This is a genomic window from Streptomyces barringtoniae, from assembly GCF_020819595.1.
In the GTDB taxonomy this organism is placed as follows: Bacteria; Actinomycetota; Actinomycetes; order Streptomycetales; family Streptomycetaceae; genus Streptomyces; species Streptomyces barringtoniae.
The window spans coordinates 57,510-69,399 of record NZ_JAJHNP010000029.1; the positions used below are offsets into that span (position 1 = coordinate 57,510).

At 72.2% G+C, this 11,890-nt stretch carries 7 protein-coding genes; all 7 read right to left on the reverse strand.

Translation table 11 applies throughout. From position 1 onward, the window contains the following. Positions 1 to 57: 57 nt before the first annotated feature. From LMU33_RS37050 to LMU33_RS37080, 7 genes are read right to left on the reverse strand one after another with little or no spacing between them, the layout of a single operon-like run. Positions 58 to 6,777 (reverse strand): eCIS core domain-containing protein, encoded by a 6,720-nt coding sequence (locus LMU33_RS37050; RefSeq protein WP_228625761.1) that lies wholly within the window; start codon positions 6,775 to 6,777, stop codon positions 58 to 60. Further along, the gene (locus LMU33_RS37055) at positions 6,774 to 7,118 is read right to left on the reverse strand and encodes a hypothetical protein (RefSeq protein WP_228625763.1); all 345 of its coding nucleotides are present in this window, start codon (positions 7,116 to 7,118) and stop codon (positions 6,774 to 6,776) included. Before LMU33_RS37055 ends, LMU33_RS37050 begins: the two co-directional genes overlap by 4 nt. 41 nt (positions 7,119 to 7,159) lie before the next feature. After that, complete coding sequence (locus LMU33_RS37060) at positions 7,160 to 9,178, reverse strand: AAA family ATPase (protein WP_228625765.1); 2,019 nt, start codon at positions 9,176 to 9,178, stop codon at positions 7,160 to 7,162. A gap of 20 nt (positions 9,179 to 9,198) precedes the next feature. Further along, a complete protein-coding gene (locus LMU33_RS37065) occupies positions 9,199 to 9,816 on the reverse strand; it encodes a Pvc16 family protein (protein WP_228625767.1) in 618 nt (205 codons plus the stop codon). Next, positions 9,813 to 10,598 carry a hypothetical protein gene (locus tag LMU33_RS37070; protein WP_228625769.1) on the reverse strand — a complete coding sequence of 262 codons (786 nt, stop codon included), beginning with the start codon at positions 10,596 to 10,598 and terminating at the stop codon, positions 9,813 to 9,815. Before LMU33_RS37070 ends, LMU33_RS37065 begins: the two co-directional genes overlap by 4 nt. Next, positions 10,591 to 11,295, reverse strand: coding sequence for a T4 family baseplate hub assembly chaperone (locus tag LMU33_RS37075; RefSeq protein ID WP_228625771.1), 705 nt, complete (start codon positions 11,293 to 11,295; stop codon positions 10,591 to 10,593). The genes LMU33_RS37070 and LMU33_RS37075 overlap by 8 nt, the downstream gene beginning before the upstream one ends. Positions 11,296 to 11,355: 60 nt before the next feature. Further along, positions 11,356 to 11,880 carry a phage tail protein gene (locus tag LMU33_RS37080; protein ID WP_228625772.1) on the reverse strand — a complete coding sequence of 175 codons (525 nt, stop codon included), beginning with the start codon at positions 11,878 to 11,880 and terminating at the stop codon, positions 11,356 to 11,358. Positions 11,881 to 11,890: the final 10 nt, after the last annotated feature.

The window sequence follows — 11,890 nt, forward strand, 5'->3', positions numbered from 1 at the left end:
TCCTCTGCTTCGGTCGGACCGGCCTGACAGATCAGGTTACGGGACCGGTAACGGCCGCTAGTCATTTCCACTCCCGTTCCGCGCCCTCCAGAGACGCTGGAAAGTCTGCATGTCCATCCCGCCCTGCCTCGATTCACTCCTCAGCTGGAATGCTTCGATGTCTTTCTTCTTTATGGCGTAGATGGCTTCAACGTGGCGTCGTATTTGGCCGCAGAGCTGATCTTCCGTGCTCGTTTTGGAGGAGCGATCGACCTTGATGTCCAGGGCCTTTATCCATTCCTCCACAATACCAAGTTCGGCCTCCATCATCCGCTGCGCCCCCGCACTGAGGTCCTCCGATAGTGCGCCGCGTCGACTGCCGGATTCGACAAAGGAGTTGAGCTCGGTCGCGTCGGCCTGGGCGCCGCCGGCGATCATCTGGAACTTGGCCAGGTCGGGTGCCCCCTCCCTGGCATTCGCGGCCTCGATCAGCATCGCGGTGGTGGTGGTTGCCGCTATGCTGCGCATCCCCTCGTCATTGGCCATCACATCCGTGAGCGCCGCGGATGTGTCCGCCAGATTCCCCGTCGGCCGTCCGCCTCCCAGGAGGGACAGCATCTGGGGTGCCATCACCACCCCGACGCCAGGCTGAGAAACGTTGTGGATCAGCTTCTTGTACGACTCTTTGGCGTTCTCAAGCCCCGGAACGGGAGCCGCCGCCGGGCCGGCCGGAGGGAAGTTCACCCGCGTCACCTTGTTTCGAACGATGACATGCTTCTGCACCTGACTCCTCGGCACTCCCCTGGGCGGGTACCCCTGATACCGCGTCGCCGTCAGCGGCGGCTGACCGTCGTCCCGCTGGAAGTCGACGTCCTCATGAGTGAGGGGAGGCCGGGCAGCCATGCGACGTGAGTAATTCTGAACACCTCCGAATCCCACGCCCTCGTCGACGGAAAGAACCGTCCGATCCTTCGGCTTTTTCCCGCGGGGTTGCACACCGCCCGTAATTCCGGTGTCGGCTTGATGGCGGCTGGTGTTCGAGTAGACGACCTCTCGCCCCACCTGACGCAGGAATCGAAGCAACCTGTCACGGTCGACGGTAGCCCCGTTGGAGAACGTCATGTCGGGGTTGATGGTCGCCTTGAAGCTGAAGCTCTCACCCCCGACCATGGAGAGGTCGGTGAGGCGATACCAGATCCTCGCGGCCGCCAGGAATGCCCGCAGGATCGGTTCCGGGACACCATGTCGCAGCAGGGCCTCGGCGCGCGGTCTGATCCTGGCGACCGCACGCTCCAAACGCTGCTCCTTGGCTTGCGGCGAGTTCTCCTTCTTATGGCGGTTGTCGCGGTTCTGCTTGCGCTGCTCCTTGTGCTTGTTCCACCAGTCGCGCAGCTGGTCGCGCTTGCGCTTGTACGCGTTGTAGACCTTGTGGGCACCGTTGCGGATGGCGCGGCCCAGTTTGCTGTTCTTGAGCTTGCGGCCCAGGGCGCGAGCGGCGTTGCGGGCCTTGGCCAGGGCACCCCTGACGGCGCCCTTGGCGCGGTTGAGGGTGCGGCCTGCGCGGGAGACCGGGTCCTTGGGGCGGGCGGGCTCCTTCGGCTTTTCGGGCTCGTGCGCCTTCTTCGGCTCCTCGGGCTCGTGCGGCTTGGCGGACTTGTGGTCCTGGTGCTCGGCAGGTTGCCCGGCGTGGGTCGGCCGCTCCTCGGGGTGGTGCGTCCGAGGACGCTCCTCCTCCCCATGACGGGCCGTCGCACCGGGCTCGCCCGGACGCTCGTGGGGGTGCTCGCCGAGGGGGGACTCGGCGGGGCGGCGGCGGGACGGGAAGCGTTCGCGGAGCGAGGACATCGCGTTGCGGAGGCCCGTGCGGGCGCGGTTGACCGCGGTGCCGACGGCCTTCCTGGCGCCCTTGCCCGCCTTCGCGAGGGCCTTCATGATCTTCTGGGCCAGGGACTTGAGCTTGGAGCCGACCGCCTTTCCGGCGGCCTTGAGCTTGGAGAGGAGGTATTGGGAGACGAACTCGAGCAGGGCGACGACACCTGCGGCGACCGCCTCGGCAAAGAGGCAGGCGGCCGGGCCCGCCTTCACCGCCTTCAGGAAGGCGAAGAACTTGCCGAAGGCGGCGATGATCTTGCTGACGGTACCCCAGGCGGCCATGAGGCCCTGAATGATCGTCAGGATCGCCCCGGCCGCAGGCACGATCATCGAGATGACCTTTTCGATGATGATCTGCGCGAGCATCATCGGAAGGGCGGAGATGATCGCCTTCCAGGCCATCTGGCCGATCTTCTTGAGGGAGATGCAGCCCTTGACGAGGATGTTCAGGAGGGTGGACGTCAAGCCGACGACGGACTCGACCTTCTGGTCGAACCAGGCCTTCACCGCCGTCTTGATCGCGCCCCAGAGGTGATGCTGGATGCCGTCCATCGCGGCGGCGCCCATCTTGTGCAGCCAGCCGCCCGGGTCCGGGGCGATGTCCGCGATCAGCGCCGCGAGTTGGCCGAGCGCGGCGATGGCCGCCTTGACGAAGTTGATCGCGGCCTCGACCGCCGCCCGGACCTGGTTGATGATGGCCTTGAGGGTGGCCTCGGCCAGCTTCAGCAGCGCGTTGAGTGCGGCGCCCAGCGCGTCGAGGAGCGCGTTGACCGCTGCCTTGAGCGCGTCCGCCAGGGCGTTGACCGCCGCGATGGCGGCGTCGCGCAGGGCCTCGATGGCCTTGCGGAACTTGTCACGCAACGCCGGGAACGCGGCGAGCAGGACGTCGCAGATCTTGATCAGCGCATCGGCGACGACCTTGATCAGTGCCACGGCGAGCTTGCGGCAGGTGTCGATGACCGAGTCCGCGAACTTCTTGAAGCCGTCGATGATGTCGTTGACCAGCTTGCGGAAGAAGTCGAAGATCTTGGTTACCGCGGACAGCAGGGCGTTGAAGGCATCCTTGATCTTGGACGTGATCCAGCCGAACCAGCCCGATGACTCGTGCTTCTTCTTCTCCTTCTCGTCCCGGGCCTTCTGCTGCGCCTGTTCACGGTTGTCCTGGATCTTCTTGTTGTCGCTGGTCTGCCGGTCCTTGACCTGCTTGTTGCTGTCGTCGCGCTTGGAGAGGATCTTCTGGTGGTTCTCCGAGTGCGACTGATCCGCCTGCTTGTCGGAGTCGGCGATCTTCTTGTCCTGCTCGGAGCGCCAGTCGTCGCGCGCCTGCCTGGCCTGGACGCCCACCTCACCGCGCTTGTCGGTCTGCCTCCTGGCGTTGTCCTCGGTCGCCTTGTCGATGTCCGACTGGTTCTGCTTGCGCGCGTCGGCCTGCTGCTGCTTGTTCTTGGCCTGGGCACTGCCCACCTGGCCCTGGCCCTGGCCGATCGCCTGCTTGATCTGCGGGCCGCGCTGCTGCTGGACGACGGTCGCCTCGCCGGGCTTCAGCTGCGCACCGGCCTTGCCCTGGCCACCACCGCCCTGGCCGCCGGCGCCCCCGGGGACGTTGCCCTTCAGGGTCTCCTGGGGGACGTCCGGGTAGATCTGGTCCTCGCCCAGCGGCTTGGCCGCGTCCTGGCGGCCGGTGTCCTGGATCTCGGACGTCTTGTCGTTGTACTTGCCGGCCTGCTGGTCCGTCAGCTTCGGGTCGGCGTCGCCGGTCAGCTGCACCTGCGGGGCCGGGCCCACGGTGACGTTCAGCCCGGGGTCGGTGGAGGGGACGTCGTCGACCGCGTCCTGCATGTTCTGGACGTCGTGCGCGTCGGCGTGGCCCGCGTCGGTGTCCGGGACGTTGGGGGTCTGGACCTGCTGGGCCGGGTTCTGGCCCTCGACCTGCCGGCCGTCGGCCTTCTGCTGCTCGCCCTGTCCGGGCGGGGCCACCCGCTCCAGCTGGCCCGACACCTGCGGGGCCACGGCCTCCTCCGGCGGGTTGCCGGACAGGGTCTGGGGCGCGCCGGAAGGGCGCTGCGCGGTCGGTGGGGCGGCCTTGAGCTGGTCCTGCTGCCGGCCGATGGAGTGGTCGACCGCTCCGTCGGCGCCGTCGAGGACGGTGACCGTCTGGTCCGGCGGCACGCTCGCGGCCGTACCCAGAGCGGCCTGCGGGTCCTGGTCGGAGACGTTGGGCGGGGCCGGGCTCTTCTGCTCCTGGGCGCCGCCGCCTCCGCCTCCGCAACCGCCGCCGCTGCCTTCGGGCTTGTCGGCCTCGGTGCTGGGCTGCGGGGAACCCGCGCAGGCGCCGCCACCCGGTTCGAGCGAGGCGCCGGGAGCGGGCTGGGCGCCGAGGGCACCCGGGGCGTCGGACTGCTGGTCGGCGGGTCCGAGGACGGGGGACTTCGCGGCGACGCGGGCCGGAGCGGCCGCGCCGGGCCCGGCTCCCGGTCCCGCGACCGCGGCCGACGGCTCGGGTGCGCCGGCCGGGCCGGCGGCGGCAGCGACGGGGGCAGGTGCGCGGCCCGGGGTCGGACCCGTGTGGCCCGATCCCTGTGGGGCGCCCGCCGGTTGGGGCGAGTGCAGCGCCGCGGCGGGCCGCGCGGAGGCGCGGGCGGAGGGCGGGGTCGCGGGGGCCGGGGCGTGCTCGGCCTCCTGGCGCTCGTTGTGCTCGGTGGCGCTCTCCTGCTGGGCGGGGGTGGGGGCGGCGCCCTCCTCGCTCTGGACACCCTGTGCTGACGTACCGTCCGCAGGTCGGTCCGCCTCGGCCTCCGGCTTCGCGGCCGGGGAGGCGTCGGCGGCGGGTTGGGCGTGCTCGGGGTCCGGGCCGACCTCCTGTTCGGCCGGCTTGTCGGTCTGGAGGTCGTGCTCGGTACGGTCCCCGGCCTCGTTCTCCGCGACGGGGCCCGGCTGCGGGGCCGACTGCGGAGTACGGCGGCCCGGAGCGGGCGGGGCCGTCGCCGTGGGGGGCTCGGCGGGCTCGTCGTCCTCGCGCTCGCTCTCGCGCGCCGCCTGGACCTTCTCCGCCTTGGTCGGGGGCGGCGCCGGGAAGCCGGGGACCTCGGCGCGGGCCGCGGCGGAACCGTCGGCGGGCAGGTGGATCCGGTCGGCCGTCGGGACGGCGGAGACGTCGAGGTCGGCGGAGGGGACGAAGTCCTCCGGCTTGAGCTCCGTCTCCGCCTCGCCGGCGGCGCCCGGCCTCTCGCCGCCGTGCGGACCGTCGACCTCGCCGTCGGCGCCCGGCTCCAGGCCCTCGGGCTGCTCCTGCTCGGGATGTTCGCCGTGCTCCTCGTCGTCCTCGAGGACGCCGTGGCGGGCGAGTGAGCCGTCGCGGTCCTCGGCGGTCCTGTCGACCTCCTCCGGGCGCACGGGACCGGGCTGCGGGGTGGGCAGGTGGTCCGGGTTGTGCGGCTTGCTGCCGGCGACGGGCTGCTTGGCCGCGGAGTTCCGCTCGTGCTCCGGCGAGCCCTCGGCCTTCGCGGCGGCGGGCTTGTCCTTGGGGTCCTTGTTCTCGTCGGTCTTCTGCTGCTCGGCCTGCTGGTCCTTGTCGTCCTGCCGGTCCTGCCGGTCCTGCCGGTCCTGCTGGTCCTTGCGGTTGCTGTCCTGGGCGCCTTGGCCGTCGGCCTGCTGCTGGGCGGCGGTTGCGCCCTGTGCCTGGTCCTGACCCGGCTGGGCTGCCTGCGCCTGGGCCCCGGTGGCGGCGCCGGGCCGGGCGGAGGCGGGCTGGCCGGCGGTGGCCCCATAGGGTGCCGAGGACTCGGCGGATGCCGAGGCGTCGGCCCCGGTGCCGGACGAGGAGGAAGTCCCGCCCTGCTGCTGGGAGTCCTGCCTTGCGCGCCTGCGCTGCCTGGAGGGCTTGCGCTTGTTCAGCTCCTCCTGGTGGTCGCGCTGCTGCGGGCGCTCTTCCTCGTGCTGCTCCTGCTCGGGCCGCTGCCGGCCCCGGCCCTCCTCCGGCTGCCGGGAGGAACCGTCCGGGCGCCGGTGCTCGCGGCGACGCCCCTCGGCCGCGTCCTCGCGCTCCTCCTGCTCGGTCTCGCGGTGATCGCGTTCCCGTACGTCGTCCTGGTCGTGCTCGGCCTCGGTCCGGTCGACCGTGTCCGTGACCGGGACCGGGGCGAGCGGGGTGTCCACCCCCTCCGGCAGGTGCGAGGTCTGCTCGGCGAGGGCGAGGACGCGCTGGTAGTCGGAGGACGGCAGGCGGAGTTCGAGCCTGGCGAGCACCGCCTGCTCCAACTCGGGGGCGAACCGGACGAGTTGTCTGCGGACGCGGCCGGAGGAGTCGGTGGGGTCGCCGCGCAGGGAGCGGAGGATGCCGGCGGTCAGCCGGTCCACCAGGGTCGCCGGGTCCAGCCGTTCGCTGCGCAGCCGGTCGGCGTCGACGCGGGCGTAGCGAAGCCAGCCGGGGGTGGCGGAGGCATCGCGGGTCACCTCGGGCGTTCCGGTGTCCGTGCCGCGCGCGCCCTGTTCGGCCTGCTGCTCGACGGCGTCGGTCGGCAGGCTGACGCCGCCGAAGTCGCGGCCTGCGCGCAGCCGCCCCGGCTGGTCGGGCACCTGGACGGTGTGCAGCAGCTCGTGGGAGAGCAGGCGGCGGCCGTCCTCGGTGCCGGGGCGGAAGGCACCCTTGCGGAAGAAGATCTCCTGGCCGACGGTGACGGCGTCGGCGCCGACCAGGTCGGCCAGCGCGGCGGAGTCCTCGTCGGTGTGCACGCGGACGCGACTGAAGTCGTGGCCGAGCCGCGCCTCCAGCTCCCTGCGGACGCCCGGGTCGAGGGGGTGGCCGGCCCCGCTGATGATCTCCTTGGGCTCGGGCGTGCGGGCGGAGCGCTGCGGCTTGCGGGCCTTCTGCTTGTTACTGCCGCTGCTGCTCTGCCGGCTCTGCGCGGGCGCGTGGGTGCTGCTCAACGGCGCCCCCTGCGGTCGTTCGCGGCACCGGCACCGGACAGGCCGGCGTGGATGGCGCGGGCAAGGGCCTCGCCCAGGCGGCGTGGGTTGCCGGTGGCGGGCAGCTCGGGCAGCCCGGAGAGGAGGTCGAGTGCGCGGTCCCCGTCGGCGAGCAGGGCGGCCGGGACTCCGCGCTCGCGGACCAGCCGGTCCAGCTCGCCGTGGAACGCCTCGCGGACGCGCTCGGCGTCACGCGTGGTCAAGGCGAAGCCGTCGAAGGCGAGTTCACCGATGTCGATGCGGATCGCCGTCGGCGCGGCGGGGAGGAGCGCCTGCCGCCTGTCCGCAGGTACGCGGTGCACGTCCGGTACCCCATGTATGCCGTGTACGTCATGTGCGCCGTTCAGACCCACCCGTCCACCTCCGAAGGCGTCAGGGAGCGTTCGAGTTTGAGGTACTCGGTGCGCGCCGCGGCGAGCATGTGCCGCATGCGCACCGGGCTGCCCTCCTCGGCCGCGAGGAAGGCACCGGCCAGTGCGATGTTGCGGATCGAACCGCCGGCGACGGTGAGCTGGGCGAGCCGCACGGGGTCCAGGCCCTCCGTCGGTGTCCGGTCCGGGATGACGCGGCGCCAGATCTCGGCGCGCTCCGGCACGGACGGGAAGGGGAAGTCGACGACGAAGCGGATCCGCCGCATGAAGGCGTTGTCCAGGGCCTTCTTCATGTTGGTGGTGAGGACGGCAAGGCCGCGGTACGCCTCCATGCGCATCAGGAGGTAGCTGACCTCCAGGTTGGCGTACCGGTCGTGGCTGTCCTTGACCTCGCTGCGCTTGCCGAAGAGCGAGTCGGCCTCGTCGAAGAGCAGCAGGGCGCCGCCGCGCTCGGCCGCGTCGAAGACCCGGCGGAGGTTCTTCTCCGTCTCACCGATGTACTTGCTGACCACCTGCGAGAGGTCGATGACGAAGAGGTCGACGCCAAGCTCGCCCGCCATCACCTCGGCGGCCAGCGTCTTCCCGGTGCCGGATCCGCCCGCGAAGAGCGCGGTGACGCCGAGTCCGCGGCGCAGCACGCTCTCGAAGCCCCACTCCTGGTGGACGGTGCCCCGGCGGCGCACGTGGGCGACGATCTCGCGGAGGATCGCCCGCTGTCGTTCGGCGACCACCAGATCGTCCCAGCCGGCGCGCGGCTCGACCCGGCGGCCGAGCTCGTCGAGGGCCATGCGGGCCTCCACCAGACCTGCGCGCCACGCCAGTTGGGTCGGATCGCTGCCGCCTTCGCCGTCGTCCGGCGAACGCCGTACCGAGGTGGCCGCCGAGCGGATGACGTGCGCGGGCAGCGAGAACTGGGCGACCAGCCCGCGCAGTCCGATCTCGGTGACGTCCGGCAGATCGCCCAACGCAGCCGTCCAGACGTCCAGTTGCTCCTCCGCGCTGAGCGCGGGAACGGTCACCCGCTCGGCGCGGGCGCGAGCGGTCGCCGGACGCGGGTCGTCGGCGGAGAGCACCAGCGGTACGGCGAGCCCGGCGGTCAGGGCGTCGACGGCGGCCGAGGTGTCCCGGGCGGACAGCCCGGACGGCGCCTCGCCCAGCGAGACCGACGCACCGTCGTGCGACTCCACCAGCAGCGCCGCGGGCAGCAGCACCGCCTCCCGCTGCCACAGCCGGGCGAGTTGGTCGCGGTCGCCGGGATCGGTCGGGAGGTCCTCGGCGGAGACCGCGTACAGGGTGAGCCCGGACTCGCGGGCCGCGGCGGCGGCGATCTCCCAACGGGTCTGCCGGTCGGCCCCGACCAGCTCGACGTGCGGCAGCGCGTCCAGCTCGGCTGCGGCCCAACTCGCGGACACCTCACGTGCGGTGCCCTCGTGCGCGGGCGGCAGGGCCGCCGTCGGCGTGGCGATCCGGCTCAGCAGCCCGTGCAGGCGGACGTCCAGGTAGTCCACGCCGACGAGGAAGTGCAGGATCCGCTCGTCGATCCGGAGCCGCGAGGCGGTGAGGGCCACGGACCCGTCCCGGTCGTCCAGTTCGAGCAACCGCCAGCGGCGCAGCGGGCCGACCGGGGCGAGCGCACTCCAGTGGGCGTCGTCCAGGGCGGCCAGGGCGAGGGAGAAGGTCGGGTACGGCCGCGCCGGTTCACCGCCGGATGCGGCGCACCGGCTCGCGGTGGTGGAGTCCAGCTCGGCTGCGGCGGCCAGGACGAGGACGTCGCGCTCGAAGGGGCTCAGGCCGAAGCAGGAGCAGAGGGTGTCCAGGGCGCTGCCGGGCTCCGGCTCGGGGCAGGCCGGCAGCTCGGACCGGGCGGTGCCGCCGCCCTCGCGCCCGGACGCGTGCGCGTCCAGGCGGGCCAGTACCGCCTCCACCGCCACGGACAGCGCCTTGTGGTGCAGATCGCCGCCGCCGGGCACCTTCGCCTTCTCCCCTCCCATGGCCGTGACTCCGCTCCCGCTCAGCCGACTTCCGGCACGGCGTGCACGGTGCGGGTCTTGACGGGCTTGGGCTCGACCGGTGTCGCCCGGCCGTCGATCATCACGGCGATGCCCTGGTAGATGAGGGAGAGGGCGTAGGGGGTGTTGTTCTGGTAGAGCATCCCCCAGAGCTTGGAGGTGTCGTCGATGTCCAGCGCGGTGGGTGTGAAGCGCACCCGCTGCGGGGAGTCGGCCAGGTCGGTGCCCTGGAGGTGGGGCTGCTCGGCGGCGGCCTCGATCATCGCCTTGGACAGCACCGGGTTCTCGTGCAGGGCGCGCACCACGCAGCCCAGCAGGCGTTGCGGGACCAGTTCGGCCTCGTCGCCGTAGAAGCTGATCAGGTAGTGCAGGTCGAGGGCGGCCGAGGGCCGGGTGAGCACGGTGCCGTCGGCCGCTCGGGTGGGCGCGTCCATGTTGCGCAGCGAGGCGTTCGGCGTCACCTGGTACAGGAAGATGGTGATCGTCGGCTCGGCCGGCGGGTCCGTCGGCGGCTTGCGTGCGCCGACGTCGACGGCGAACGGGATGTCGGGCGCCAGCGACTGCGCGATCTGCTGGCGCAGGGCCTCGGTGACCGTGGCCACGGCGAGGGTGTTGCTCATCGCTGGGCCTCCCCGCGGGACAGATACTTCTCCAGGCTCAGCACGGGCGACGGACGACCGGCTCGCTGCGCGCGCTCGGACGGGCGCGGAGCTGCGACCGCGCCACCCCGTGAGGCGGCGCGGACCTCCAGTCGGGCGATGCTGATGTGCACGGTCCGCTCGGGCGTGCGCCGCCCGGTGGTGTCGCGGGCGGACTGGCGTCCGGCGGCGGGGGCGGCCGGGCGGGCCGCGGGGCGGGCGGTCTGGGCGGGAACGGCGGCGACGGGGCGTTGGGCGGTGTCCTGCCGGGCCGCGAAGGACTCGCGACGGACCGTCGTCTCCGCGGTCGGCCGCCCGGAGTCCGTCGCTCGCCGCGACGGGTCGCCGCGCCCGTCCTCCGCGGCGGACCGCCGGGCGGGGCCGGCGGACGGTTCGGGGACGGGCTGCGGTACGGCGGCGGGCATCAGCACTCCGTGCTGCGGAGCGGTCTGCTCGCGAAGCACCGACGGCAGCTGCCGGACCGCGGGCCGGACGGGTGCCAGGTCGTGGCGCGGCGCTGCCTCGACCGCCGTATGACGCACGGTCGTTGATTCGGTCCGTCGCGCGGGCTCAGCCGGCTCGCGCTCCTCGAGGTCCGGTCCGAACGGGTTGACACGCGCTCCGAAGGCGTCCATGCGCTCGAACGGGCCCGGCAGGCGCGGGCGCACCCGCACCACACCGGTGTCCGCCGCGCCGTCCGCGCCGCCGGAGGCCGCGGCCGCGGGAGCGGTCCGCCCCACCAGGCGGTCGAAGTGGTCAGGCATCCGCACACAGCTCCAGGTAGTAGCGGCGCCGCAGCGGGCTGAGCGCCAGGATCTCGGACTCGCTCCAGCCGTAGTGGCCGGCGAGCAGATGGACGTCCTGCAGGGTGCCCCGCGCCCAGGCGTCCAGTTCGGCCCACAGGTACGAGGCGATGTCCAGTTCGGCGGTGGCCGGGTGAGCGCAGGCCGGGCAGGCCAGGTTGAGCCGGACGTCGGCCCCCGGGTCGGCCTCGGCCGCGGCCCGGGCGACGCGCTGCCGCACGTGCTCGGGCAGCGTGTCGGCCGCCACCTCGGTTCCGGAACGTTCGGCGTGCAGCACGCACCGGGCGACCAGATCGGCACCGGCATCCGCGGAAGGCGATGCCTCCACGACGGCCAGGTCCCCGGCCGTCGGCAGCCGGAACCGCACCGTCCAGCCGTCGGCCTCGACGGCCAGCGGTCCGTCCGCGACCTCGGCCGTACCGGCACCGATGACGTCCTGTACCCCGAGCGCGAACTCCATCTCCTCACCGCACTCACGGCACGTCACGCGCACCTCCAGCCGTTCCCCGAAGAGTTCGCGTCGCAGCGCGAACAGATCGGCGTCGCGGCGCCCGACCGGGACCGACAGCAGTTCCTCGCTGTCCGCCGCCGGCCGGGCTGCGGAGTGCAGCAGCAGGGCGCGTTTGGCGTACCCCGCGGCCACCCCCGCCTCCCACACGGCCAACAGGGTGGCCGCGTCGACGGATGCGCCGGCCGAACGTTCCGAAAGCACAGTCGGCTACGCCGGGTTGGTGTACGTGGGTTCCTGCGGCTCCGGGACCGACCAGTCCCGGTCCCAGCCCTCGCACTCCAGCTTGAGGCTCTGGATGGCGACCGCGTTGGCGTTGGCGTCCATCTCGCCGAGCACCTGGTACTCGCTCGGCCAGGCCCGGAACACCTTGTGTGCGACGGCCACCTGTCCGGCCTCGTTGAGCACCTGGATGACCAGGTCCTTGCGGAAGTCGGCGAGCGAGACCTCGGAGCCCGGACCGGCGCCGACCTGCCAGACCTTGTTGGCCCAGCGGTCGAACTCCGGGTCGTGGGTGACCCCGCGCTCCAGGGTTATCGCCTCGAACTCGGTGCGTCCCGGGGACTTCCGCGGCGAACTGGGGTCGCCGCCGTTGCGGTGCTTGACCACCTCGGTGGTCCGCTTCATCGGGCTGATCTTGCTGATGCCGGCGACCACCCGGCCGTCCCAGACCACCAGGAACTTGAAGTTCTTGTAGGGGTCGAATCGCTGCGGATTGACGGTGAACTCGGCCATGAAAGCTGCT